Source organism: Paracoccus sp. N5 (genome assembly GCF_000371965.1).
Taxonomy (GTDB): domain Bacteria; phylum Pseudomonadota; class Alphaproteobacteria; order Rhodobacterales; family Rhodobacteraceae; genus Paracoccus.
This window is the reverse complement of the sequence record NZ_AQUO01000002.1, coordinates 896,821-921,537: the sequence shown is the minus strand read 5'-3', so window position 1 is coordinate 921,537 and position 24,717 is coordinate 896,821. Positions and strand designations below refer to the sequence as shown.

Sequence of the window (24,717 nt, the reverse complement as noted above, 5' to 3'; positions counted from 1 at the left end):
ATGCTGCGGGTCGGCGTGATCGACAGCGGCCCCGGCCCCGACGATCCGCTGGAGCCGGCCCGCGCCTTCCTGGCAGATGGCTCGGTCGCGCCGGCGCGGCGCGACGGGCTGGGTCATGGCACCGCCGTCGCCGCGATCATCCGCCGCGCCTGCCCGGGCGCGGCGATCCTGCATGCGCAGGTCTTCGACGAACGGCCCGTGACCAGCGCGCTGCGCATCGCCGCCGCGCTGCGCTGGTTTCATGCCATGGGGGCCGAACGGCCCGATGTGATCTGCATGAGCCTGGGCCTGGCCGCCGACCGCGCGCCGCTGCGCGCGGCCTGCGCGGCGCTGCTGGGGCAGGGCGCCGTGCTGGTCGCGGCCCATCCGGCGCGTGGCGCGCCCTGTTTTCCCGCCGCCTATCCGGGCGTGATCGCCGCCACCGGCGACGCGCGCTGCGGCTGGCAGGAACTTTCGCAGCTTGGCCCGGCGCTGTTCGGCGCCTGGTGCAATTCGCCCGAGCATGGCGCCATCGGCATGGGCGGCGCCAGCATCGGCGCGGCCCGCATCGCCGGGCACCTGGCGGCGATCATGGCCGGGGCGGGGCCGCTGGACGGCCCTGCCGCGATGGCGGCGCTTGCGGCCCGCGCCTGCCATCGCGGCCCGGAAAGGAAGCGCGCCGATGGCTAGGCTTGCCGCCAAGGCCGCGCCCCGGCTGGCGCGTCTGATCTTTGGCCCCGAGGCCGGGCCTTGGATCGCGCCGGTCATGGCGCGGGCGCTGCCCTCGGCGGCCTTGGTGCTGGCGGCCTCGCTGGCGGCGGCGGCGCTGGGGCTGGCGATGCCGATGCTGACCCGGCAGGTGATCGACGCCGGCATCATGGCACGCGACATGGGCGCGCTGATCTTCTGGGCCGGGCTGTCCTTTGCGCTGGGGCTGGGCGCGGTGGGCTTCGGGATGATGAACGCCATGCTGCACCTGCGCGCCTCGGCCGGGATGCTGGCCGACCTGCGCGGCCGGCTGTTCGCCGCCGCGCTGGCCCGTGATCCCGAGCGCCCCGACCTGCCGCTGGGCGAGGCGATGGCGCGGCTCGACGGCGATTGCGCCGAAATCCAGAGCTTTGCCTTCGACACGGTGCTGGTCGCGGCCGGCGCGCTGTTCCGGCTGGCCGGCGGCTTTGCGCTGATGCTGGCGCTGGACTGGCGCATGGCGGCGCTGCCGCTGATCGCCGCGCCCTTCGAGCTGTGGTTTTTATCCCGCGCCCGGCCCAGGACGCGCGCCCTGGCCGAGACGGTGCGCGGCCAGCGCGGCGCGCTGTCCTCGCAGATGGCCGAGACGCTGGCGGCGCGGGCGACGCTGCGCGGGCTCGGCGCGCTCGACCAGCGCGAGGCCGGGTTCCGCACTGCCCAAGGACAGCAGATCGGCGGGCTGATGCGGCAGCGGCTGTGGTCCGAAACGGTGGGCGCGGTCAGCCAGACCATCACCGCCCTGATGCGCGGCACCATCCTGCTGGTCGGCGGCTGGCAGGTGGTGCGCGGCGAATGGCAGATCGGCACGCTGGTCGCCTTCCTGGCCTATGCCGGGATGATGTCGGGGCCGTTGCGGAACCTTCTGGGCCTCTATCACGCCCAGGCCCGCGCGCGCGTGGCGGCCGACCGGCTGGGCGCGGTCATCGCCGGCGCCCGCCCGGACGAAGGCGCCGCACCGCCCGACGGGCCGCTGGTCCTGGCCTTCGCGCAGGCCCGCGCCGCCCATGCCGACCACCACCCGGTCAGCGCCATGATCCTGCCCGGCGCGCGGGTGCTGGTCGACGGCCCCTCGGGGATCGGCAAGTCGCGGCTGGTCGCCACCCTGACCCGCGACGCGGCGCTGGCCGAGGGTCGGGCGCTGGTCGGCGGCTGCGACGCGGCCAGCCTGCGCCCGTCGGCGCTGGCCGGGCGCATCCTGCACCTGGCGCAACGCCCGGCGATCCTGCGCGGCACGCTGGCGCAGAACCTGCGGCTGGCCGCGCCCGAGGCTTCGGATGCGGCGCTGTGGCAGGCGCTGGCCGATGCCGACCTGGCGTCCTGGGCGCGGGCCGTGGCCGGGCTCGACACGCCGGTCAGCGAAACCGGCGCCAATCTGTCGGGCGGGTTGCGCCAGCGCATCGCCATCGCCCGCGCGCTGCTGCGCCCGGCCGAGGTGCTGGTCTTCGACGAGGCCTTCTCGGAAATCGACGATGCCGCCTGCCGGCGCATCCTGGCCGCCATCGACCGCCGACCGGTCACGCGCATCTTCATCGCCCACAGCGGCCCGGCGCGCGAGGGCTTCTTCGATCAGCGGATCACGCTGACCTCCTCGGCGCCCATCTTCCTGATCTCGCGCGGCGAAACCCCGTACCAGCGCGAGAATGCCCGCGAAAACGCGGTCTGATCGGAATAGCCCAGCAGCAGCGCGATCTCGCCGAACAGCCGGTCACCCCGCACCAGCAGCGCGAAGCCATGCGCGCGCCGGCATTCCTCGAGGATGGCATGGAAGGGCTGGCCCTCGGCGGCAAGCGCCCGGCGCAGGCCGCGTTCCGACATGCCGAGCAGGGCGGCCACGTCGGCCTGGTTCACCAGCCCGTGCTGCATCTGCGACAGGATCAGCGCGTGGACGCGCTGCGACACCGGGGTCTGGCGACGCAATTCGACCAGGGCCTCGTCCAGGCGTTTCGCGGGCTCCATCGCATCCCCCGGCGGTTCGGCGCGCAGCCGGTGCGACAGCGCGCTGGCGGAAAAGGTGATCCGGTTCTCGTCCTGGCCGAAACGCGGCATCCGGCCCAGGTGCCGGGCCAGCGCGCGCAGGTCGCGGTCGGGCTGGTGTTCGAAGCACAGGTCCTGGATCGCCTCGCGCGGGACGCCGTAGCGGTCGCAGATGCCGCGGATCAGGCCCAGCGTCAGCTCGGCATCGGCGCGGCGCGGCCAGATGCGCGGGTCGAGCACGCGATAGGAGACATGCGCCTCGTCCCCGGTGACCTCCAGCGTGACCGAGCTGTTCGATTGCAGCACCGGAAAGCCGCGCGCGAACAGCCGCAGCGCCTCGCCCAGGGTGCGGCGCGGGGCGATGGCCTCGCCCAGGATGCCGATGCTGGGCAGGCTGATCTGCTGGCCCGAGCGCCAGCAATGCGTCCCGTCGGTGGTGCCGGCGCGTTCCTGTTCCAGGCGGCTGACGAAGGTTTCCAGCGGCATGGGGATTTCGGCCGCCTGGGCGGGGTCGGCCTCGGGCCCCAGAAGCATCGATGCGACGGCTCCGCGAATCCATGACGCTTGCATGGCGTTTCCCGTGGCTGCGCCGGTTGGCCGCTGTTTCGCGCCTTGGCCCGGCTATCCCTGTTGGTTGGGCGAGCTTATCACAAAGCCGCCCCGATCCACAGAAAAGCCTTGCCGCGCCGGGCGAGGGCGGATCGTCGCGAAAAAACAGCAATTCCCAAGGGTTGCCGGGAAACGCGCGGCTCGGGCGGCAGGCAGCGGATTTGACATTTCCGGCCAGATTTTCCGGGCCGGCACGGCGGGACCACCGGGAATCGCCGCTTGCCGGCCGGGGCGGCGCGCCCCATATCTATAGTCGATACAGGTTTTAACGGGGCATTCCATGCTGAGCATCGGCAAGCTGAGCGGCGCGACCGGGGTCAAGGTGCCCACGATCCGCTATTACGAACAGATCGGGCTGCTGCCTCGGGCCGGGCGCAGCACCGGCAACCAGCGGCTCTATGACCGGCCGGCGGTCGAGCGGCTGGCCTTCATCCGCCACGCGCGCGAGCTGGGCTTCTCGCTTGAGGATATCCGCGAATTGCTGGCGCTGGCCGACGATCCCGAAAAGCCCTGCGCCGCCGCCGACCTGATCGCCGGGCGCCAGCTGGCTGCAGTCAATGCCCGGCTGCGCCGGCTCGAGGCGCTGCGCGACGAATTGCAGCGCATGCTGGCGCAATGCAGCAGCGGGCGCATCGCCGATTGCCGGGTGATCGAGGTGCTGGGCAACCATGCGCTCTGCGCCCACGACCATGCCGAGGAGGCCGGGGCCTAGGCGCAGGGCAGGGTGCAGAGCTGTTCCAGGCCGCGCGGCTGGCGGTTGCGGATGGCGATGCTGCCCTGGTGGCGCTCGATGATCTCGCGCGAGATCGCCATGCCCAGGCCCGCGCCGGGGAAGGATTTGCGCCGGGCCTGGTCGACGCGGAAGAAGGGCTCGAAGATCCGCTCGATCAGGTCGGGCGGCACGCCCGGGCCGTCGTCCTCGATGCGGATCACCGCGTTGCGGCCGTCGCGGGCCAGCGCCACGCGGGCGCCGCCGCCATGGGTCGCGGCATTGACGATCAGGTTCCGCAGCGCCCGCTTCAGCGCGATCGGGCCGGCGCTGACCCGAAGCGGGGGCAGGGCGGCGGTCTCGACCGCATGGCCCTGGGCGCGCAGCTCGGCGGCGATGTCCAGAAGCAGAAGGTCCAGGCGCAGGACCTGCACGCCGTCCACGCCGACCTCCTCGCGCACCAGGCGGATGGCGCTGTCGGCGATCATGTCCAGCTCCTCGAGGTCCGAGAGCCATTTCGCCCGCTCGGCCTCGTCCTCGATGAATTCGGCGCGCAGCCGCATGCGGGTCATCGGCGTGCGCAGGTCGTGGCCCGCCGCGGCGACCAGCCGCATGCGGCTTTCCATGGCGCCGCGCAGCTGGCGCGACAGCCGGTTCAGCGCCTTGGCCGCGGCCTGCACCTCGCCCGAGCCGGTCTCGGGGATGGTCTCCAGCGTGCCGTCCGGGCCGACGCGGTCGACGGCATCCTCGATCAGTTGCAGGGGCCGGGTCAGGCGCCGCGCGGCATGGATCGAGATCGCGGCGCTGCCGAGCACGATCAGGGTCAGCCACAGCACCAGCACCTTCCAGCGCCCGGGCGGCGGCGACAGGTCGGGGATCTGCAGGATCAGCCATTGCGCGCCGACCCGGACCGAGGCGGTCAGCGGCTGGCGCGGCCCTTCGCGCGTCACCAGCGCCTGCAGCGGCATGCCGGTGCGCCGCAGCGCGCCTTGCAGGAAGCGGGTCATGTGCGGATCGGCCGTGCCGCCGGCCGGCGCCGCCTGCAGCCGGCCGGGCCGGTCCTGCGCCGGGCCGTGGCCCATCAGCGCGATGGTCATGTGGATCTGGCGCGCCACCGGCTCCATCGTCGCCTGCGGCGCCGGCGGCTGCATGACCCAGGTGGCGGCAAAGCTCGCCAGCACCACCACCGAGACGATGGCGGCGATCAAGAGCGCCACGATCCGGGTCTGGAGCGAGTTCACGGCGCCGCCACCCCTTGGCTGGTGACGGGCACCGCCATCTGGTAGCCGCCGTTCCGGACGGTGCGGAAGATCGGCGCGTCGTGGCGCTCGGCCAGCTTGCGGCGCAGCCGGCTCATCAGCACGTCGATCGAACGGTCCAGCGGATCGCGGTCGCGGCCCTGGGTCAGGTCCAGCAGCTGGTCGCGCGACAAGAGCCGCCCGGGCCGTTCCAGGAAGACCCGCAGCAGGTCGAATTCGGCGCCGGTCAGCTCGATCTCGCTGCCGTCGGCGGCCAGGACGCGGCGCTGGCCGGGATCGACCTCGAAGCCGGCGAAGCGGTAGATGCGGGGTTCGGGCGCCGGCGCCTCGTCGCCGCCGCTGCGGCGCAGGACCGCCTTGATGCGGGCGACCAGCTCGCGCGGGTTGAAGGGCTTGCCCAGGTAGTCGTCGGCGCCGAGCTCCAGCCCGATGATGCGGTCCACGTCCTCCTTGAGCGCGGTCAGCAGGATGATGCGCAGCTCGGGCCGGCGCTCGTGCAGGCTGCGGCAGATGTCGAGGCCCGAGCCGTCGGGCAGCATCACGTCCAGCACGATCAGGTCGGGATTGCCGTCCGTCACCCGCGCCTCGCATTCCCGGCGGTCGGCGGCGGTCGAGACGCGGAAGCCCTGGCCCTCGAGATAGCGGCGCAGCAGGGTGCGGATCTCGGGGTCGTCGTCGACGATCAGGATATGCCTGGACGCGGACATGCGGTTGCCTCCTTCGGGCTGGCGGGTTGCGCGGTGGTTGCCATGGCCCGTCCCCCCGCTAGTCGCGCGACAGGGCCGCGACGGGATCGAGGCGCGAGGCGCTGACGGCGGGCAGATAGCCGAAGACCAGGCCGATGCCGCAGGAACTGGCCAGCGCCAGGACCATGGACATGGCCGAATAGACCAGGCTGAAGTCGCTGCTGAGCCGGTCGAAGACCAGGCCGAACCCCAGCGCGGCCAGGATCCCGGCCAGGCCGCCGATGATGCAGACCAGCACCGCCTCGATCAGGAATTGCGAGCGGATGTCGGCGCGCCGCGCCCCCACCGCCATGCGCAGCCCGATCTCGCCGATGCGCTCGGTGACCGAGACCAGCATGATGTTCATCACCCCGATGCCGCCCACCAGCAGCGAGATCACCGCGATGGCCGAGATCAGCAGCGTCAGCGTCTGCGTCGTCGCGGTGATGGTCTGGCGGATCTCGTCGTTGTTGATGGTGAAGAAATCCTTGGTGCCGTGGCGGCGGGTCAGAAGCTCGGTCACGGATTGCTCGGCCAGGGCCATGTCGACCGCGTCCTGCACGCGCAGGGTCAGGCCGCTGACGCTGGTCGTGCCCAGATAGCGCGCCTGCACCGTGGTATAGGGCGCATAGATCGTCAGATTGCGGCTGCCGCCCGGCCCCTGCTGGCGCACGCTGGCGACGCCGATCACCCGCAGCGGCACCTTGCCGGCCATGAAGACCTGGCCGAGTGCCGTGCCGCCCTCGCCGAACAGGCTGTTGCGGGTGTTCTCGTCGATGACGACATTCTGGCTCATCGCCGCCACGTCGCCGGCATCGAAGGCGCGGCCCTGGGTCAGGGTGATGCCGGCCACGTCGAAATATTGCTCGCCCACGCCGCTGATCTGGGCGGAAAGCTCGGTCGCGCCGTGGCGCAGGGTCTGGCTGGAGCTGACCGTCGGGCTGACCGAGGCCGCCCAAGCCTGCCGCGCCAGCGCCTCGGCATCGGCCATGACCAGCGTCGTCACCCGCCCCGAGCGCATGTCGCCGAAGTCGCGGCCGGGATAGATCTGCAAGGTATTGGTGCCCAGCCCCGAGATGTTCGACAGCACCCGCTGGCGCGAGCCCTCGCCCAGGGCCACGACCGAGACCACCGAGGCGATGCCGATGATGATGCCCAGCATGGTCAGGAAGCTGCGCAGCTTGTGGGCGCGCATCGCCAGAAGCGCCATGCGCAGCGCCTCGGCCAGCCGGCCCAGGATCGGCGCCGCCGCCCGGGCGGGTGCCGGCGCGGCCAGCGCGGCGCCGGCGGGGCGGTTGCCGCGGTCGGCCACGATGCGGCCGTCGGCGATCTCGATCACGCGACGGGCGCGGGCCGCGACCTTGGGGTCGTGGGTGACGATGATGACGGTGCGGCCCTCGGCATTCAGCTCGTCGAGGATCGCCAGCACCTCCTCGCCGCTGCGGCTGTCGAGCGCGCCGGTCGGCTCGTCGGCCAGGATGACGCGGGCGTCGTTGACCAGGGCCCGGGCGATCGACACCCGCTGCTGCTGGCCGCCCGAAAGCTGGCCGGGGCGGTGGTCCAGCCGCTGGCCCATGCCGAGCCGGTCCAGGAGCCCGCGCGCCTTGCGCCGCCGTGCCTCGGCGGACAGGCCGCGATAGATCGCCGGCACCTCGACATTGCCGAGCGCGGTCATTTCCGAAAGCAGGTGGTAGCGCTGGAAGATGAAGCCGAAGAACTCGCGCCTGAGCGAGGCGAGCGCGTTCGGGTCGAGCTGCGCCACCTCATGCCCGTCCAGCCGGTAGCTGCCCGTCGTGGGCCGGTCGAGGCAGCCCAGGATGTTCATCAGCGTCGACTTGCCCGAGCCCGAGGCGCCGGTGATGGCGACGAATTCACCCTGCGCGATCTCCAGGTCGATGTCGCGCAGCACCTGCAGCACGCCCTCGCCCGAGGGATAGTCGCGGCAGATGCCCGCAAGCCGGATCAGCGGCGCCGCCATGGCTCAGCCTCCCAAGGGCGGCGGGCCCATCATCCGGCCGCCGCGCGCCGAACCGCCGCCCGCAGCCGCACCGGCGGCCTGCTCGCTCAGGATGACCTGCTCGCCCTCGGCAAGGCCCGAGACGACCTCGGCCACGACCTTGTCGTTCAACCCGATGCGGACCTCGCGCGTCTGGGGCGCGCCGCCGGCCAGCACCCGCACGGTCTGGGTGCCGTCGCGGCTCGGCGGTCCCAGCGCGGTGGCCGGCACGGTCAGCACGCCCTTCGCCTGGCCCAGCAGGATGCTGACCTGCGCGGTCATGTAGGTGCGCAGCGCGCCGTCCGGGTTCTCGACCGGGATGATGCCGATGTAATAGACCGCGCTGCTGTCGCTGTCGGTGGTGCTGTCGGGATTGACCGCGCTGTCGTTGACGATGCTCTGCGGCGCCGGCGCGATGGAGTCCAGCCGGCCCTCGTAGCTGCGGCCGCTGTCGTCGAGCAGGGTGAAGCGCACGCGCTGGCCGGGCTGGACCTTGCCGATGTCGGCCTCGGAGATCTCGGCATGGACGTTCATGCGGTCGAGCCCGCCCAGGACCGCGATGGTGGGCGAGGATTGCACCGCGTTCACCGTCTGCCCGGCCTGGTTCACGATGGCCAGCACCGTGCCGGCGCTGGGGGCGGTGATGCGGGTATAGCCGAGATTCGCCTCGGCGGTCTCGATGGCGACCTCGGCCTCGGCGATCTGGGCCTCGAGCGCGGCAAGCTGGGCGCGGGCGGCCGCGACCGCCTGCTCGGCGCTGTCGAAATCGCTGCGCGACGCGGCGGCCGAGCGCACCAGGTTCTGCTGCCGTGCCAGCGTCTTTTCGGCCAGCGCCAGCACGGATTGCTTCTCGCTGTGCTGCGCGCGCAGGTTCGCCAGCGCGGCCTCGGCGGTGCGCAGCTGGTTCTGCTGCGTGACCGAGTCGATCTCGGCGATCAGGTCGCCTTTCGCGACCCGGTCGCCCAGTTTCACCGCCAGCCGGGTGATCCGCCCCGAGGCCTGCGCCCCGACCGCGACCAGGTTCGACGGCTTCAGCTTGCCCTCGGCCAGCACCGTGACCTCGACATCGCCGCGCGTGACGGCCGCGGTCAGGTAGCTTTGGCTCTGCGCCTGGCCCTCGCCCCGCCAAACCGCCGCAGCCAGTGCCGCCAGGACAGCGACAAGGATCAGGACGGTCAGGACGGGCTTGCGCATGGCTTCTCCTTGGCGGCGGTCAAGAGGCCGAATCGGGGCAGAGGTCCGGGCGCCGTCGCAACCCGATCTAGGAAGGGCTTGTATCGCAGCGTTGTCTTGCCGATGAACCGGTGTTTCTCCAAGGGCCGAATTTGTAACCGAATGTTGCGGTCCGGAACAGGGAAACACTTCGTTACAAAACTTTCTGCACGACGCCGCGCGATCCGGCCATCATCGGGACAAGGGCGGCCAACCGCCATGCTTGCCAGTGGAAGGGACGATGAATGCAACCCCGACGGCGGCGCCATGACGCTGCTGCGACCCAGCGAATGGCTGCTGCGCCTTGCCTGCGGGGTGATCTGGTATGCACTGTCGCTGGCGCTTTGCGTCGAGATCGGTGCGCTGGTCGGCTGGATCTTCGGTGCCGCGGCCCTTGGCGCCAAGCTGGCGGTGCTGCCGCATGGGCTGTTCTGGCTGTGGCTGCTGGCCGGCGACGGGCCGCGCGGCGGTTGACAAGCGGCTGGACGAATTATATTCGAACGGTCGTATTGAAATTATCGGTGCTGCCCGTGGGACGCAAACGCTCGATCGACCGTGACGAATTGATGCTGGCCATCGAAAGGGTGGCGCGGCGCTGCGGTATCGCGGGGCTCAGCATCGACGCCGTGGCGCGCGAGGCCGGCATCAGCAAGTCGAGCGTGGTCTATGACTTCGACAGCAAGGCCGAACTGCTTGCCGCCTTCACCCGCCACCGCATCTCGCAGCACCGCGCCGATTTCCAGGAGATGCTGGCCCGCCACCAGGACCAGCCCAACGCCCGGCTGCGCGCGGTGATCGAGAAATTCCGCACCGCGCCGACCGAGGAAGAGATCGCCATGGCCATGCTGATTTCCGCCAGCATGGGCGAGAATGCCGAATGCCGCGAGATCATGCGCGAATGCTTGGCCGAGGATGCCGAGCAGATCGCCGCCGAGGCCGGCAACAAGGCCAAGATGCTGCGCGCCCTGCTGACGCTGCACGGCATGGCCTTCCTGGAATTCTTCGGCTTCTACCGCTTCGACGACAAGACCCGCAACGAGATCCTCGATGAACTGATGGCGGTCGCGGAAAGCGACCCCGGCGCCGACGGAGACCCGGACCCCTAAGACCTCCCCCCAGGAAAGACCCCTCTCATGACGAACAGATCTTTTCCCGGCCTCGGCGCCGGGCTGGTGCTTTTTTGCCTGTCGACCGTGCCCGCGCTGGCGCAGCAATTGCCGCCGCCGCAGGTCAGCGTGCAGGTGATGACCCCCGAGGCGCTGCCGGTGGTGAACGAATTGCCCGGCCGCGTCGCCGCCACCCGCACCGCCGAGGTGCGCCCCCGCGTCGGCGGCATCGTGCTGGAGCGGGTCTTTGAACAGGGCGGCAAGGTCGCGGCGGGCGACGTGCTCTATCGCATCGACCCGGCGCCCTTCGACGTGCGCGTCGCCAGCGCCAAGGGGACGCTGGCCCGCGCCGAGGCGACCGAGCTGAACGCCGCCGACCAGGAAAAGCGCGCCCGCGCCCTGCGCGAGCGCAAGGTGACGGCCGGGGTGGACCTGGACAATGCCGCGACCGCGCTGGCCCAGGCCCGGGCCGATGTCACCATCGCCCGCGCCGCCTTGCAGGAGGCCGAGCTGAACCGCAGCTATACCGAGGTCACGGCGCCGATCTCGGGCGTGGTCGGCCGCGCGCTGGTGACCGAGGGCGCGCTGGTCAATGCCCAGACCGACATCATGGCGACGATCCAGCAGCTGGACCCGGTCTATGTCGATTTCACCCAGTCGTCCTCGGAGCTCTTCGCGCTGCGCCGGGCGCTGGCCGCCGGCCAGCTGGCGATGATGTCCGCGGGCGAGGCCCGCGTGCAGCTGATCTTCGACGACGGCAGCGAATACGAACACCCCGGCAAGCTGCTGTTCTCGGAAGCCAGCGTGGACAGCACCACCGGCCAGATCACCCTGCGGGCGGAGTTCCCGAACCCGGACGGCAACCTGCTGCCCGGCCTCTATGTCCGCGTCCGCATCGAACAGGCGGTGCGCGACAACGCCCTGACCGTGCCGCAGATGGCGGTGCAGCGTGACCAGTCGGGCCAGGCCTATGTCTATGCGCTGAAGGGCGACGACACGGTCGAGCGGCGCGACGTGACCCTGGGCCAGACCAGCGACAACCGCTGGCTGGTCGAGGAGGGGCTTGCCCCCGGCGACCGCGTGGTCGTGGCGGGCGCGCAGAAGCTTTATCCCGACGCCAAGGTGGTGCCGCAGCCGGTCGCGGCGGCCAAGCCCGTGCCCGCCGGCGCCGCCGCCGCGGCCGAGGCGCCTGCCGGAATGCCTGCCGCATCGGCCAAGGAATAACCGCATGGCACAATTCTTCATCCGCCGGCCGGTGCTGGCCTGGGTGCTGTCGATCTTCATCGTCATCGCCGGCCTTCTGGCGCTGCCGCAGATCCCTGTCGCGCAATATCCGCAGGTGGCCTGGCCGCAGATCACCGTCTCGACCAGCTATACCGGCTCGTCTCCGGCCGAGATCAACCAGGCCGTCGCCCAGCCCATCGAGGACGAGCTGAACGGCGTCGAGGGCCTGGCCTATTACGAATCCGTCTCGGACAGCTCGGGCTCGATGCAGATCACCGCGACCTTCGAGCCGGGCACCGACGTCGCCCGCGCCCAGGTGGACGTGCAGAACGCCGTCTCGCGCGTCGAGCCGCTGTTGCCGCAAAGCGTGGTCGACCAGGGCGTGCTGATCGAAGAGGCCGGCTCGGGCTTTCTGATGATGGTGGCGCTGACCTCGGACGACGGCTCGATGGACGACATCGCGCTTGGCGACTACATCAACCGCAACGTGGTGGGCGAGATCCGCCGCATCGAGGGCGTCGGCAGCGCCACTGTCTTTGCCCCGGAACGCGCGCTGCGCATCTGGGTCGATCCGGCCAAGATGACCGGCTTGAACCTCAGCTCGGCCGAGATCGTCGCAGCGGTGCGCGCCCAGAACGCCCAGGTCGCGGCCGGCAAGGTCGGCGCCGATCCGAACCCCATCGGCCAGCAGCTGACCGCGACCGTGCTGATCAAGGGCCAGCTCGACAGCGTCGAGGAATTCGGCAAGATCGTGCTGCGCGCCAATCCCGACGGCTCGACCGTGCTTTTGCGCGACGTGGCCCGGCTCGAGGTCGGGGCGGAAAACTACAGCTTCGCCTCCAAGCTGAACGGCAAGCCGGCGGCGGCGCTGGGGATCCAGCTTTCGACCACCGGCAACGCCATGAACACCTCGGAAGCGGTGCATGAGAAGATGCAGGAACTGGCGCGCTTCTTCCCGCAGGGCGTCAGCTACCAGATCCCCTATGACACCACCCCCTTCGTCGAGGCCTCGATCGAAAAGGTGCTGCACACGCTGGTCGAGGCGATGGTGCTGGTCTTCGTGGTGATGTTCCTGTTCCTGCAGAACTTCCGCTACACGATCATCCCGACCATCGTCGTGCCCATCGCGCTGGCGGGCACGGTGGCGGTGATGCTGGTCGCGGGATTTTCCATCAACGTGCTGACCATGTTCGCCATGGTGCTGGCCATCGGCATCCTGGTCGACGACGCCATCGTGGTGATCGAGAACGTCGAGCGCATCATGGCGACCGAGGGCCTGCCCCCGCGCGAGGCGACGCAGAAGGCCATGGGCCAGATCTCGGGCGCCATCGTCGGCATCACGCTGGTGCTGGCGGCGGTCTTCGTGCCGATGGCCTTCTTCCCCGGCTCCTCGGGCATCATCTACCGGCAGTTCGCGCTGACCATGGTGGTGTCGATCCTGTTCTCGGCCTTCCTGGCGCTGACGCTGACCCCGGCGCTTTGCGCGACCTTCCTGAAGCCGATCCACGGCCATCACGAGAAGAAGGGCTTCTTCGGCTGGTTCAACCGCCGCTTCGACGCCCTTACCGAACGCTATAGCCGCGGCGTCGGGCTGGTCACGCGCCGGCGCGCGGTGATGATGCTGTTCTATGTCGGGCTGGTCGCGGCCACCGCCATGGGCTTCCTGCGCCTGCCCTCCAGCTTCCTGCCGAACGAGGACCAGGGCTTCATCATCACCGACATCCAGACCCCGGCCACCGCCAGCTCGAACCGCACCGACGAGGTGCTGGCGACGGCGACCGGCATCTTCGGCGGCATGGAGCCGGTCGAGAACGTGGTCTCGATCCGCGGCTTCAGCTTCTCGGGACGCGGGCCGAACGCCGGGCTGATGTTCGTCACCTTCAAGGACTGGGCCGAACGCGACCAGTCGGCGCAGGACATCGCCAATGCCGCGAACATGCAGCTGTTCGGCCAGCAGGACGCGCAGGCCTTCGCGCTGTCGCCGCCGCCGATCCCCGGCTTCGGCACCACCGGCGGCTTCAGCTTCCGGCTGCAGGACCGCGGCGGGCAGGGGCAAGAGGCGCTGCTGGCCGCCGCCCAGCAGATCATGGCCAAGGCGCAGGAGGGCGGCGTCGTCACCGGGCTGCGCATCGAGGGCCTGCCCTCGGCCGCGCAGGTCTTCGTCACCATCGACCGCGAAAAGGCCAATGCCTTCGGCGTGACCTTCGCCGATATCTCGGCCACGATCTCGCAATACCTCGGCTCGGCCTATATCAACGACTTCCCCAATGCCGGGAAGATGCAGCGCGTGGTCATGCAGGCCGAGGATGACAGCCGCATGCAGGCCGAGGACATCCTGAAGCTGACCGTGCGCAACGCCAACGGCGGTATGGTGCCGTTTTCCTCCTTCGCCAGCGTCAACTGGGAGCAGGGGCCGTCGCAGGTCGTGGGCTATAATGGCTATCCCTCGATCCGCATCGCCGGGCAGGCGGCGCCGGGCTACAGCTCGGGCGCGGCCATGGACGAGATGGCGCGGCTGGCGGGCGAGCTGCCGCAGGGCTTCGGCTATGAATGGACCGGGCAATCGCTCGAGGAAATCCAGGCCGGCAGCCAGGCGACGCTGCTTTACGCGATGAGCATCCTGTTCGTGTTCCTGCTGCTGTCGGGGCTTTACGAAAGCTGGTCGATCCCCTTGTCGGTGATGCTGGTGGTGCCGCTGGGCGTGCTGGGCTGCGTCGCCGCGGTCATGCTGCGCGACATGCCGAACGACATCTACTTCAAGGTGGGCCTGATCGCCATCATCGGGCTTTCGGCCAAGAACGCCATCCTGATCGTCGAATTCGCCAAGGATCTGCGCGAGCAGGGCCAAAGCCTGATCGAGGCGGCGGTGACGGCGGCGAAGCTGCGCTTCCGGCCGATCCTGATGACCTCGCTGGCGTTCACGCTGGGCGTGGTGCCGCTGGCCATCGCCACCGGCCCCTCGGCCGCCAGCCAGAACGCCATCGGCACCGGGGTGATCGGCGGCATGGTCGCGGCAACGGTGCTGGCGATCTTCTTCGTGCCGGTGTTCTTCGTCTTCGTGCTGGGCCTGTTCAGCCGCCTTGCCGGCGGACGGGCGCAGGACCACGAAACCCATACGGCAACCCGCAAGGCGGGCTGAGCTCCGGCCCCGCCGCGCTGCGGGCGACCTTCGGGCCGCCCGCAGCCGTTTCCCATTGGCGGCGCCTCTCGGGCCGCGACAGACAGAGAGAACCGATGACCCAGACCCTTTCGCTTTCCCGCCGCGGCATCCTGGCCGGGCTGGCCTCGACCCTGGCGCTGGCCGCCTGCGCGCAGGTCAGCTACACCGCGCCCAAAGCCGAGCTGGCCAATGCCTTCGCCGGCAATTCGCCCGCCCGCCGCGCCGGCGCCAATGCCTGGTGGGCCGCCTTCCGCGACAAGCAGCTGGACGCGCTGATCGCGGCGGGGCTGAAGCGCAACCTCGACGTGCTGACCGCCGTCGCCACCATCCGCGAGGCGCAGGCCAACGCCCGGCTGGTCGGCGCGGGCGACCTGCCGCAGGTCGATGCCTCGGGCGCGGCCGGCCGCAGCCGCAGCGAAACCGCCGGCGTCGGCGAAAGCAGCTCGGCCACGCTGGGCGTATCCTGGCTGGTCGATCTCTTCGGCCAGAACCGCGCGGCGCGGGCCGGCGCCTCGGCGCAGCTCGACGCCGCCTATCTCTCGGCCGAGGTTTCGCGCCTGACGGTGGCCAGCGCCATTGCCCAGGCCTATGTCGATGCGCGCTATTACCAGCAGGCGCTGGCGCTGACCCGGCAGAGCCTCGACAGCCGCAAGCGTTCGCTGTCCATGACCCGCACCCAGGACGAATTCGGCAGCGCCACCCGGCTGGAGGTCCTGCAGGCCGAGCAGCTGGTGACGCAGGCCGAGGCCGCCTTGCCGGCGCTCGAGGTCGGCTTCGACCAATCGGTGAACCGGCTCGCCACCCTGACCGCCGGGCGCAGCGCCGACATTGCCGCGCAGCTGCGCCGGGGCGGCGGCCAGCCGCGCGCCGCCTACAAGGCCAGCGTCGGCGTGCCGGCCGAGGTGATCCGCGTCCGCCCCGACGTGCGCGTGGCCGAGCGCAACCTGGCCGCCGCCGTCGCCGGCGTGGGCGAGGCGCAGGCGGCCTTCTATCCCAAGCTGACGCTCTCGGGCTCGGTCACGCCGGCGAACATCAGCGGCGGCGGCAGTTCCAAGACCTGGAGCTTCGGCCCGCAGATCACCCTGCCGCTGTTCAACGCCGCGAACCAGGCCAACCTGTCGGCGGCGCAGGCTCGGGCCGAGCAGTCGCGGCTGGCCTGGCAGGCCTCGGTCCTGAATGCGGTCGAGGAGGTCGAGAACGCGCTGGCCGGCTACAACCGCGACGCCCGCGCCGTCGCCGCGCAATCGCGGCTGGTCGAGAACGCACGCGAGACGGTGAACCTTACCCGCAGCTCCTGGGACCTGGGCGAATCCGATTTCTTCCCGGTGCTCGACGCCGAGCGCAGCCTGCTGTCGGCCCGCCAGGAACTGGCCGCGGCGCTGCGCGACCAGGCGGTGAACTACATCAAGCTCAGCGCCGCCGCGGCGGGCGGCGTCGGCATCCCGGCGGTCTGAAGCGGGCTGGCGAAGGCGGGCATCGGCGCGCCCGCCGCCGGCGCCTTTTCCGCCAGCGGTCCGAACCCCCGAGGCTGCCGCCGTGCAGGACCTGCTGGCCCGCGCCGATGGCGTGGTCGATCCGCTGGAACGGCTGCAAACGCTCGGCCCCGTTGACGAAACCCGTGGCGGGGCCGCATGGTTTGTGGCAAAGGCCATGGCTCGGGACAGGCATCCGCAGGGGGCAAGGGTGGAGCAATCGACAGCCGGCGACAGCGAACGCTACATCGCCAAGGGCATCGCGCATCTGAAACTGGCCGCGCCGGTCGAGGCACCGGTAAGCGTCGCCTTCGTGCTGATGCCGCGCTTCACCATGCTGGCCTTTACCTCGGCCATCGAGCCTCTGCGGGTCGCGAACCAGCTCACGGAAAAGCTGCTGTTCAAATGGCATGTGCTCAGCGACACCGGCCAGCCCATCGCCTGCTCGAACGGCGTGCCGCTGGTGCCCGATGCCGCCTTGGCCCAGGCGCCGGCCAGCGATTATGTCCTGGTCTGCGGCGGGGTCGAGCCCGACGCCGGCTGCAGCCCGGAACTGACCGACTGGCTGCGCAAGCAATGGCGCCACGGCCGTACCGTCGGCGGGCTTTGCACCGGCGCCTATGCCCTGGCCCGCGCCGGCATCCTGAACGGGCGCCGCTTCACCCTGCATTGGGAAAACATCCCGAACTTCAGCGAAAAGCACCCCGACCTTTCGCCCGAGCGGCGGATCTTCTGCATCGACGAGCGCATCGTGACCAGCGCCGGCGGCGTCGCCTCGACCGAACTGGCGCTGAAGCTGATCGAGGATTACTATGGCAGCGAGCTGATGCAGGCCGTCATGGATATGTGCCTGCTGGGCCAGATCCGGCGCGGCGAGGAAGAGCAGCTGAGCTCGCTTTCCGTGCGCCTGGGCACCCGCAACGACCACCTGATCCGCGCCGTCGCCTATATCGAGGCCCATGTCGAGGATGAGGTGGATCTGGCCGAATGCGCCGCCTATCTCGGCATCTCGCGCCGGCAGCTCGAACGGCTGTTCCAGCGCTATCTCGACACCACGCCGCTGCAATATCTCAACAAGGTGCGGCTGCAGCACGCGCGTTCGCTGCTGACGGAAACCAACCTTGGCGTGATGGAGGTGGCGGTGGCCTGCGGCTTCGGCTCGGCTTCGTATTTCTCCAAGGTGTTCCGCGGGCATTACGGCGTCTCGCCGCACAAGTTCTCGCTGACGCGCAAGCGGCTGGCGGGCTGAACCGGACCGCGCCTTGCGCGTTGTGCCTGGCCCAAGGCATCAGGAGGCAGGCATGGCGGGACGCATTCGCATCGGCATCGGCGGCTGGACCTATGAGCCCTGGCGCGGCAGCTTCTACCCGCCCGGCCTGGCGCAGCGGCGCGAGCTGGAACATGCCAGCCGCCATCTGAGCTCGATCGAGGTCAACGGCACCTATTACGGCAGCCAGAAGCCCGACAGCTTTCGCAAGTGGCATGACGAGACGCCGGAGGATTTCGTCTTTGCCCTGAAGGGGCCGCGCTTTGCCACCAACCGCCGGGTGCTGGCCGAGGCGGGCGACAGCGTCGCGCGCTTCATGGACAGCGGCGTCCTGTTGCTGGGCGACAAGCTGGGGCCGATCAACTGGCAGTTCATGCCGACGAAGAAATTCGACCCCGAGGATTTCGCCGCCTTCCTGGACCTGCTGCCGCCCGAGGCCGAGGGCCGGCGCCTGCGCCATGTCGTCGAACTGCGCCACGCCAGTTTCCGCGATCCCGCGCTGCTGGAGCTGGCACGCAGCCGAGGCATTGGCGTGGTGGTCGCGGCCGACAGCCCGCATCCGCAAATCGCCGACCCGACCGCCGATTTCGTCTATGCCCGGATCATGGGCACGCGCGAGGACGAGCCGCTGGGCTATGCCGGGGCCGAGCTGGATCTGTGGGCCGAGCGCGCGCGGACCTGGGCCGGCGGCGGGCTGCCCAAGGGGCTGGATTATGTCGGCAAACCGGCCAAGGCCAAGGCGCGCGACGTGTTCCTCTATGTCATCAGCGGATACAAGGAACGCAATCCGCAGGCCGCCATGGCGCTGACCGAGCGTCTTTCCCATCCTTGAAACGACCAGAGATTTCTCTCGTAAGGTCACGAAAAACATCAATATGGTTGTGGGTCAGACTTTGCGCTGAACCCCGTTAAGCGCCTGCGCAAAACGCCGCAGCGGGCTCATAGCTTTTTGCTTGACTCTCGCCGCCGTGATGTGTGAGCATTTGCTCATCGTATTAGCAAATGCTGATCCGCAGGGAGGATAGACGAATGAGCATGATGCTGCGCGGCCTGATGGGGGCCTGCGCCATGACGGCGCTGGCCGTTCCGGCCATGGCCGAGACGCTGACCATCGCCACCGTGAACAACGGCGACATGATCCGCATGCAGAAGATGACCAAGCCCTTCACGGATGCGAACCCGGACATCCAGCTGGAATGGGTCACGCTGGAAGAAAACGTGCTGCGCCAGCGCGTCACCACCGACATCGCGACCAAGGGCGGGCAATACGACATCGTGACGGTCGGCAACTACGAGGTGCCGATCTGGGCCAAGCAGGGCTGGCTGACCCCGCTCGAGGACATGGGCGCCGATTACGATCCCGACGACATCCTGCCGCCGATCCGCGAGGGGCTGTCGCTGGACGGCAAGCTTTACGCCGCGCCCTTCTACGGCGAATCGGCGATGATCATGTATCGCAAGGACCTGATGGAGAAGGCCGGGCTGGAAATGCCCGAGCGCCCGACCTGGGACTTCGTCTATGACGCCGCCCGCAAGATGACCGACAAATCGGCCGAGGTCTATGGCATCTGCCTGCGCGGCAAGGCCGGCTGGGGCGAGAACATGGCCTTCCTGACCTCGATGGCGGCGAGCTATGGCGCGCCCTGGTTCGACATGGAATGGAAGCCGCAGTTCTCGGGCGAGGCTTGGAAGAAGGCGCTGACCGATTACGTCGCCATCATGACCGAGGCCGGCCCGCCCGGCGCCTCGTCGAACGGCTTCAACGAGAACCTGGCGCTGTTCCAGACCGGCAAATGCGGCATGTGGATCGACGCCACCGTGGCCGCCAGCTTCGTCTCGAACCCCAAGGAATCGACCGTGGCCGACAAGGTCGGCTATGCGCTGGCGCCCGAGGGCGAGAAGCCGCAGATGTGGCTCTGGGCCTGGACCCTGGCCGTGCCGTCCTCGACCGACGCGCCGGACGCGGCGAAGAAATTCGTCGCCTGGGCAACCTCGAAAGCCTATACCGAGCAGGTGGCGGCGGCCGAGGGCTGGGCCAACGTGCCGCCCGGCACCCGCACCTCGCTTTACGAGAACGCGGAATACCAGAAGGCCGCGCCCTTCGCCAAGCCGACGCTGGACAGCATCATGTCGGCCGACCTGAAGAACCCGACCACGGTCGAGGTGCCCTATATCGGCACGCAATGGGTCGGCATCCCCGAGTTCCAGGCGCTCGGCACCGCCGTGGGCCAGCAGTTCTCGGCCGCGCTGGCGGGCCAGGCGAGCGTCGACCAGGCGCTGCAGATGGCCCAGCAGATCGCCGAGCGCGAGATGGCCAAGGCCGGCTATCCGAAATAAGCGCACCCCGGCCGGGGGCGGTGCGCCGCCCCCGGGCCCAAGCCTTCCCGTTTTCATGACCCGATCTTCATCGCCCGCGTAGGGAGGCGCGCCGATGGCTACCCAACATCAAAGAACACTCGCGCGCTTCATGGTCGCGCCCTCAGTCCTGCTGCTCTTGGGCTGGATGATCGTGCCCCTGGCGATGACGCTGTGGTTCAGCTTCCAAAGCTACAACCTGCTGTCGCCCGGGATGGAGCAGTTCATCGGCTTCACTAACTACAAGTATTTCCTGTCCGACCCGGCCTTCTGGCAGGCGATGGCGAACACGCTGCTGATCGTCGGCGGCGTGCTGGTCATCACCGTCGGCGGCGGCATCCTGCTTGCCTTGCTGCTGGACCAGCCGATCCGAGGCCAAGGCGTGGTGCGCATCCTGATGATCGCGCCCTTCTTCATCATGCCGACCGTTTCGGCGCTGGTGTGGAAGAATATGTTCATGAACCCGGTCAACGGGCTTTTCGCCTGGATGGCCAAGGCGATAGGCGCGCAACCGATAGATTTTCTGGCGCAGTATCCGCTGATGTCGATCATCCTGATCGTCGCCTGGCAATGGCTGCCCTTTGCCACGCTGATCCTGCTGACCGCGATGCAGTCGCTCGACAGCGAGCAGATGGAGGCGGCCGAGATGGACGGCGCCGGCGCCTGGGCCAAGTTCACCCATCTGGTGCTGCCGCACCTGTCGCGCGCCATCACCGTGGTGATCCTGATCGAGACCATCTTCCTGCTTTCGGTCTTTGCCGAGATCCTCGTCACCACCAATGGCGGGCCGGGCTATGCCTCGACCAACCTGACCTACCTCGTCTATTCGCAGGCGCTGCTGCAATACGACGTGGGGGGCGCCTCCGCCGGCGGCATCATCGCCGTCATCATGGCCAATATCGTTGCGATCTTCCTGATGCGGATGATCGGCAAGACGCTGGAGTGATCCCATGGCCCGTCGCGTTTCCGAATCCCGCCGCTGGACCTTTACCATCCTGGCATGGCTTGTCGCGCTGGCGATCTTCTTCCCGATCCTCTGGACCATCCTGACCAGCTTCAAGTCCGAGGCCGATGCCATCGCCAGCCCGCCGAAGTTCCTGTTCTTCGACTGGACGACCGAGAACTATGCCGAGGTGCAGTCCCGCTCGCCCTATTTCCGGCATTTCCTGAACTCGGTCATCATCTCGGTCGGCTCGACGCTGCTCGGCCTTCTGATCGCCATTCCGGCCGCCTGGTCGATGGCCTTCCAGCCGGCCAAGCGGACCAAGGATCTGCTGATGTGGATGCTGTCCACCAAGATGATGCCGGCCGCGGGCGTGCTGATCCCGATGTATCTGCTGTTTCGCAGCTGGGGGCTTCTGGACACCCGCATCGGCATCACGGTCGTGCTGATGCTGATCAACCTGCCGATCATCACCTGGATGCTCTATACCTATTTCCGCGAGATCCCGGGCGAGATCCTGGAGGCCGCGCGCATGGATGGCGCCAGCCTGTCCAAGGAGATCATCCACGTCCTGACCCCCATGGCCGTGCCCGGCATCGCCTCGACCCTGCTGCTGAACGTCATCCTGGCCTGGAACGAGGCGTTCTGGACCCTGAACCTGACCACCAGCAAGGCGGCGCCGCTGACGACCTTCATCGCCAGCTATTCCAGCCCCGAGGGGCTGTTCTACGCGAAACTCTCGGCGGCGAGCACCATGGCCATCGCCCCGATCCTGATCCTGGGCTGGTTCAGCCAGAAACAACTCGTGCGCGGCCTGACCTTCGGCGCGGTGAAGTGAGGTAACACGATGGGAAGCATTACGCTCAAGCAGGTCCGCAAGGCTTTCGGCGATGTCGAGGTCATTCCGGGCGTCGACCTGCAAATCAACGACGGCGAATTCGTGGTCTTCGTCGGCCCCTCGGGCTGCGGCAAGTCCACGCTGCTGCGGCTGATCGCCGGGCTCGAGGACGTGAGTTCGGGGCAGATCCTGATCGACGGTCAGGAGATGACCCAGGCGCCGCCCTCGCGGCGCAAGCTGGCGATGGTGTTCCAGAGCTATGCGCTTTACCCGCATATGTCGGTCAGGAAGAACATCGCCTTTCCGCTGAAGATGGCCGGCATGGACGCGGCCCAGCAAGAGGCGCGGGTGAAGCATGCCGCCGGCATCCTGAACCTGACCGACTACCTGGACCGTCGCCCCGGCCAGCTTTCGGGCGGGCAGCGCCAGCGCGTCGCCATCGGCCGCGCCATCGTGCGCGAGCCATCGGCCTTTCTTTTCGACGAGCCGCTGTCGAACCTCGACGCCGCGCTGCGCGTGAACATGCGGGTGGAAATCTCGGAACTGCACAAGAAACTTGCGACGACCATGGTCTATGTCACCCATGACCAGGTCGAGGCGATGACCATGGCCGACAAGATCGTCGTGCTGCGCGCCGGCCGGGTGGAACAGGTAGGCTCGCCGCTGGAACTGTACCGCACGCCCGCGAACCGCTTCGTGGCGGGCTTCATCGGCAGCCCGAACATGAACTTCATCGAGGGCGAGCCGGCGGCGCGCCTGGGCGCCCATGCCATCGGCGTCCGCCCCGAGCATTTCGCCATGTCCACGACCGAGGGGCTGCTGGCCGGCACCGTGGGCGTGGCCGAGCATCTGGGCTCGGACACCTTCCTGCACATCGACCTGGACAACGGGCCGCATATCGTCGCCCGGGCGGCGGGGGAGTTTCCCGTCCACCACGGCGACCGCATCTTCCTGACCCCGCAAGAGGGGCGGGTCTATCGCTTCGACCAGAACGGCCTGGCGCTGTGAGGGACAAGATGGACAGGCTTTGCAACCAGACGCTTGCGCAACTCGCCCAGCCCGGCCCCGGCTATGACCGCGCCGGCCTGCGCCCCGGCATCCTGCATTTCGGCGTCGGCAACTTCTTCCGCGCGCATCAGGCGTTCTATCTCGACCGGCTGATGAACATGGGGCTGGCGCAGGATTTCGCCATCATCGGCGCCGGGGTCATGCCGGGCGACGCCAGGATGCGCGACACGCTGGCGGCGCAGGATCACCTTTACACGCTGGTCGAGCAATCGGCCGAGCGCTCTGACGCCCGCGTGCTGGGGCCGATCGTCGATTACATCGCGCCGGGCGATCATGCGCGCGTCATCGCCGCCCTGGCCGATCCGGCGATCCGCATCGTCGGGCTGACCATTACCGAGGGCGGCTATTTCATCGACGCCGCCACCGGCCATTTCGACCCCGCGCATCCCGCCATTGCCGCCGATGCGGCAGCACCCGAGGCGCCGAAGACCGTCTTCGGCCTGATCGTCGCGGGGCTGAAGGCCCGCCGCGCGGCCGGGCATCCGGCCTTTACCGTGATGTGCTGCGACAACATCCCGCATAATGGCGACGTCACCCGCGAGGCGGTGGTGGAGACCGCGCGGCTCTCGGACCCCGAACTGGCCGAGTGGACCCTGGCCCATGTCGCCTTTCCCAACGCCATGGTGGACCGCATCACCCCCGCGACCAGCGACCGCGAACGCCGCATGGTGCGCGAGGATTTCGGCATTCCCGACGCGGCGCCGGTCTTCTGCGAGGATTTCATCCAATGGGTGCTGGAGGACAATTTCCCCGCCGGCCGCCCGCCGCTGGAGCAGGCCGGCGTCGAGTTCGTCGCCGATGTGACGCCCTGGGAGCTGATGAAGATCCGCATCCTGAACGGCGGCCATGCGGTGATCGCCTATCCGGCCGGGCTTCTCGACATCCATTTCGTGCATGAGGCGATGCAGGACGCCCAGGTCCGCGCCTTCCTGGAAAAGATCGAGGCCGACGAGATCATCCCCGCCGTGCCGCCGGTCCCAGGCACCGACCTGCAAGCCTATTTCGCCAAGGTGGCCGAGCGCTGCGCCAATCCCAAGATCGGCGACACGGTGCGCCGGCTCTGCCTCGACGGCTCGAACCGGCAGCCGAAGTTCATCGTGCCGACCATCGCCCACCGGCTGGAGCGCGGCCTGCCGGTCGAGGGGCTGGCGCTGGAATCGGCGCTGTGGTGTCGCTATTGCGCCGGCACGACCGACAGCGGCGCGGTGATCGAACCGAACGACCCGAACTGGGACAGCCTTTTGCCCAAGGCGCAGGCGGCGCGGACCGACCCAGCGGCCTGGCTCGGCATGGCCGAGATCTATGGCGCCACCGGGCAGGACCCGCGCTTTGCCGAACCCTTCGGGCGCTGGCTGGCGATGCTGTGGGACAAGGGCACGCGGGCCACGCTCGACGCCTATCTCGGGGCGTGAGCGGTGGCGCGGGGGCTGATCTTCGACTGCGACGGCGTGCTCGTGGACAGCGAGCCGCTGGCCGTGGCCGAGCTCGAGACCCTGCTGCACGGCCTGGGCGTGCCGATCGACAGCGCGCGGATCTATGACGAATTCCTCGGCCGCTCGATCCTGACCATCGTCGAGGCGGCCCGGGATCACGGCGTCGACATGGCGCCGGCGCTGCCGGGCTTTTCGCAGGCGCTGTTTCGCCGCTTTCGCCGCGACCTGCGCCCGGTCGAGGGGATGCCTCAGGTGCTGGCCGGGATCGCCGGGCCGCGTGCCGTGGCCTCGTCCAGCGCACCCGACCGGCTGGCGCTGTCGCTGGCGCTGACTGGGCTCGCGCCGGCCTTCGGCCCGCATGTCTATTCCTCGACCATGGTCGCGCGGGGCAAGCCGGCGCCCGACCTGTTCCTGCTGGCTGCCGAGCGGCTGGGCCTGGCGCCCGGCGATTGCGTGGTGATCGAGGACAGCCCGGCCGGGCTGCGGGCCGCCCGCGCCGCCGGCATGCGCGCCATCGGCTTTCTGGGCGGCAGCCATGCCGGCGCCGCGCGTCTGCGCGACAAGCTGGCGGCCGAGGCGCCAGATGCGCTGATTGACCATGCCCGCGATTTGCCCAACACTCTGGCCGAACTGCGCTAGGG

The 24,717-nt window shown here is 69.3% G+C and carries 21 protein-coding genes; 16 read left to right on the top strand and 5 right to left on the bottom strand.

Going from position 1 to position 24,717, the window contains the following annotated elements; all coding sequences use genetic code 11:
* Together PARN5_RS0118765 and PARN5_RS0118760 are read left to right on the top strand one after the other, a co-directional pair.
* The gene (locus PARN5_RS0118765) at positions 1-669 is read left to right on the top strand and encodes a S8 family serine peptidase (RefSeq protein WP_018001311.1); all 669 of its coding nucleotides are present in this window, start codon (positions 1-3) and stop codon (positions 667-669) included.
* On the top strand, positions 662-2,389 hold the full coding sequence (locus PARN5_RS0118760) for an ABC transporter ATP-binding protein (RefSeq protein ID WP_018001310.1): 1,728 nt from the start codon (positions 662-664) through the stop codon (positions 2,387-2,389). Before PARN5_RS0118765 ends, PARN5_RS0118760 begins: the two co-directional genes overlap by 8 nt.
* Here the strand turns inward: PARN5_RS0118760 and PARN5_RS0118755 are convergent.
* On the bottom strand, positions 2,293-3,234 hold the full coding sequence (locus PARN5_RS0118755) for an AraC family transcriptional regulator (protein ID WP_018001309.1): 942 nt from the start codon (positions 3,232-3,234) through the stop codon (positions 2,293-2,295). The two genes, PARN5_RS0118760 and PARN5_RS0118755, sit on opposite strands and share 97 nt — an antisense overlap.
* 355 nt (positions 3,235-3,589) lie before the next feature.
* Here PARN5_RS0118755 and PARN5_RS0118750 point away from each other — a divergent pair, with 355 nt between their 5' ends.
* Complete coding sequence (locus tag PARN5_RS0118750) at positions 3,590-4,021, top strand: helix-turn-helix domain-containing protein (RefSeq protein WP_018001308.1); 432 nt, start codon at positions 3,590-3,592, stop codon at positions 4,019-4,021.
* Here PARN5_RS0118750 and PARN5_RS0118745 read toward each other — a convergent pair.
* From PARN5_RS0118745 to PARN5_RS0118730, 4 genes are read right to left on the bottom strand one after another with little or no spacing between them, the layout of a single operon-like run.
* The gene (locus tag PARN5_RS0118745; RefSeq protein WP_018001307.1) at positions 4,018-5,259 is read right to left on the bottom strand and encodes an ATP-binding protein; all 1,242 of its coding nucleotides are present in this window, start codon (positions 5,257-5,259) and stop codon (positions 4,018-4,020) included. The two genes, PARN5_RS0118750 and PARN5_RS0118745, sit on opposite strands and share 4 nt — an antisense overlap.
* Positions 5,256-5,984: a response regulator gene (locus tag PARN5_RS0118740; protein WP_018001306.1), complete on the bottom strand. Its 729-nt coding sequence runs from the start codon at positions 5,982-5,984 to the stop codon at positions 5,256-5,258. The genes PARN5_RS0118745 and PARN5_RS0118740 overlap by 4 nt, the downstream gene beginning before the upstream one ends.
* 58 nt (positions 5,985-6,042) lie before the next feature.
* Positions 6,043-7,980 carry a MacB family efflux pump subunit gene (locus PARN5_RS0118735; protein ID WP_018001305.1) on the bottom strand — a complete coding sequence of 646 codons (1,938 nt, stop codon included), beginning with the start codon at positions 7,978-7,980 and terminating at the stop codon, positions 6,043-6,045.
* Between the two features lie 3 nt (positions 7,981-7,983).
* Positions 7,984-9,192, bottom strand: a complete 1,209-nt coding sequence (locus tag PARN5_RS0118730; protein WP_018001304.1) for an efflux RND transporter periplasmic adaptor subunit — start codon at positions 9,190-9,192, stop codon at positions 7,984-7,986.
* A 285-nt stretch (positions 9,193-9,477) separates the two neighbouring features.
* Here PARN5_RS0118730 and PARN5_RS0118725 point away from each other — a divergent pair, with 285 nt between their 5' ends.
* From PARN5_RS0118725 to PARN5_RS0118665, 13 genes are all read left to right on the top strand, one after another.
* Positions 9,478-9,684: a hypothetical protein gene (locus PARN5_RS0118725; protein ID WP_018001303.1), complete on the top strand. Its 207-nt coding sequence runs from the start codon at positions 9,478-9,480 to the stop codon at positions 9,682-9,684.
* 56 nt (positions 9,685-9,740) lie between these two features.
* Entirely contained in the window at positions 9,741-10,316 is a 576-nt protein-coding gene (locus tag PARN5_RS0118720) for a TetR family transcriptional regulator (protein WP_157404082.1), read from the top strand.
* 27 nt (positions 10,317-10,343) lie between these two features.
* Entirely contained in the window at positions 10,344-11,540 is a 1,197-nt protein-coding gene (locus PARN5_RS0118715; protein WP_018001301.1) for an efflux RND transporter periplasmic adaptor subunit, read from the top strand.
* 4 nt (positions 11,541-11,544) lie between these two features.
* A complete protein-coding gene (locus PARN5_RS0118710; RefSeq protein WP_018001300.1) occupies positions 11,545-14,679 on the top strand; it encodes an efflux RND transporter permease subunit in 3,135 nt (1,044 codons plus the stop codon).
* 95 nt (positions 14,680-14,774) lie between these two features.
* Complete coding sequence (locus PARN5_RS0118705) at positions 14,775-16,154, top strand: efflux transporter outer membrane subunit (protein ID WP_018001299.1); 1,380 nt, start codon at positions 14,775-14,777, stop codon at positions 16,152-16,154.
* Between the two features lie 82 nt (positions 16,155-16,236).
* Positions 16,237-17,421: a GlxA family transcriptional regulator gene (locus PARN5_RS0118700; protein WP_018001298.1), complete on the top strand. Its 1,185-nt coding sequence runs from the start codon at positions 16,237-16,239 to the stop codon at positions 17,419-17,421.
* Between the two features lie 52 nt (positions 17,422-17,473).
* Positions 17,474-18,271 carry a DUF72 domain-containing protein gene (locus tag PARN5_RS0118695; protein ID WP_018001297.1) on the top strand — a complete coding sequence of 266 codons (798 nt, stop codon included), beginning with the start codon at positions 17,474-17,476 and terminating at the stop codon, positions 18,269-18,271.
* Positions 18,272-18,468: 197 nt separating this feature from the next.
* The gene (locus PARN5_RS0118690) at positions 18,469-19,776 is read left to right on the top strand and encodes a sugar ABC transporter substrate-binding protein (protein WP_018001296.1); all 1,308 of its coding nucleotides are present in this window, start codon (positions 18,469-18,471) and stop codon (positions 19,774-19,776) included.
* 94 nt (positions 19,777-19,870) lie between these two features.
* Positions 19,871-20,740: a sugar ABC transporter permease gene (locus PARN5_RS0118685; protein WP_026155560.1), complete on the top strand. Its 870-nt coding sequence runs from the start codon at positions 19,871-19,873 to the stop codon at positions 20,738-20,740.
* Positions 20,741-20,744: 4 nt separating this feature from the next.
* Positions 20,745-21,575: a carbohydrate ABC transporter permease gene (locus PARN5_RS0118680; RefSeq protein ID WP_018001294.1), complete on the top strand. Its 831-nt coding sequence runs from the start codon at positions 20,745-20,747 to the stop codon at positions 21,573-21,575.
* A gap of 9 nt (positions 21,576-21,584) precedes the next feature.
* Entirely contained in the window at positions 21,585-22,583 is a 999-nt protein-coding gene (locus PARN5_RS0118675) for an ABC transporter ATP-binding protein (RefSeq protein WP_018001293.1), read from the top strand.
* Between the two features lie 8 nt (positions 22,584-22,591).
* Positions 22,592-24,055, top strand: a complete 1,464-nt coding sequence (locus tag PARN5_RS0118670; RefSeq protein ID WP_018001292.1) for a mannitol dehydrogenase family protein — start codon at positions 22,592-22,594, stop codon at positions 24,053-24,055.
* A gap of 3 nt (positions 24,056-24,058) precedes the next feature.
* Entirely contained in the window at positions 24,059-24,715 is a 657-nt protein-coding gene (locus tag PARN5_RS0118665) for an HAD-IA family hydrolase (RefSeq protein WP_018001291.1), read from the top strand.
* The last annotated feature ends 2 nt before the right edge of the window (positions 24,716-24,717 follow it).

What these genes read in the sequence shown, in the direction of transcription:
- PARN5_RS0118765 (WP_018001311.1), top strand. Translation starts at nt 1, where the DNA reads ATGCTGCGGGTCGGCGTGATCGACAGCGGCCCCGGCCCCGACGATCCG.
- PARN5_RS0118760 (WP_018001310.1), top strand. Translation starts at nt 662, where the DNA reads ATGGCTAGGCTTGCCGCCAAGGCCGCGCCCCGGCTGGCGCGTCTGATC.
- PARN5_RS0118755 (WP_018001309.1), bottom strand. Translation starts at nt 3,234, where the DNA reads ATGCTTCTGGGGCCCGAGGCCGACCCCGCCCAGGCGGCCGAAATCCCC.
- PARN5_RS0118750 (WP_018001308.1), top strand. Translation starts at nt 3,590, where the DNA reads ATGCTGAGCATCGGCAAGCTGAGCGGCGCGACCGGGGTCAAGGTGCCC.
- PARN5_RS0118740 (WP_018001306.1), bottom strand. Translation starts at nt 5,984, where the DNA reads ATGTCCGCGTCCAGGCATATCCTGATCGTCGACGACGACCCCGAGATC.
- PARN5_RS0118735 (WP_018001305.1), bottom strand. Translation starts at nt 7,980, where the DNA reads ATGGCGGCGCCGCTGATCCGGCTTGCGGGCATCTGCCGCGACTATCCC.
- PARN5_RS0118730 (WP_018001304.1), bottom strand. Translation starts at nt 9,192, where the DNA reads ATGCGCAAGCCCGTCCTGACCGTCCTGATCCTTGTCGCTGTCCTGGCG.
- PARN5_RS0118725 (WP_018001303.1), top strand. Translation starts at nt 9,478, where the DNA reads ATGACGCTGCTGCGACCCAGCGAATGGCTGCTGCGCCTTGCCTGCGGG.
- PARN5_RS0118715 (WP_018001301.1), top strand. Translation starts at nt 10,344, where the DNA reads ATGACGAACAGATCTTTTCCCGGCCTCGGCGCCGGGCTGGTGCTTTTT.
- PARN5_RS0118710 (WP_018001300.1), top strand. Translation starts at nt 11,545, where the DNA reads ATGGCACAATTCTTCATCCGCCGGCCGGTGCTGGCCTGGGTGCTGTCG.
- PARN5_RS0118705 (WP_018001299.1), top strand. Translation starts at nt 14,775, where the DNA reads ATGACCCAGACCCTTTCGCTTTCCCGCCGCGGCATCCTGGCCGGGCTG.
- PARN5_RS0118695 (WP_018001297.1), top strand. Translation starts at nt 17,474, where the DNA reads ATGGCGGGACGCATTCGCATCGGCATCGGCGGCTGGACCTATGAGCCC.
- PARN5_RS0118690 (WP_018001296.1), top strand. Translation starts at nt 18,469, where the DNA reads ATGAGCATGATGCTGCGCGGCCTGATGGGGGCCTGCGCCATGACGGCG.
- PARN5_RS0118685 (WP_026155560.1), top strand. Translation starts at nt 19,871, where the DNA reads ATGGCTACCCAACATCAAAGAACACTCGCGCGCTTCATGGTCGCGCCC.
- PARN5_RS0118680 (WP_018001294.1), top strand. Translation starts at nt 20,745, where the DNA reads ATGGCCCGTCGCGTTTCCGAATCCCGCCGCTGGACCTTTACCATCCTG.
- PARN5_RS0118675 (WP_018001293.1), top strand. Translation starts at nt 21,585, where the DNA reads ATGGGAAGCATTACGCTCAAGCAGGTCCGCAAGGCTTTCGGCGATGTC.
- PARN5_RS0118670 (WP_018001292.1), top strand. Translation starts at nt 22,592, where the DNA reads ATGGACAGGCTTTGCAACCAGACGCTTGCGCAACTCGCCCAGCCCGGC.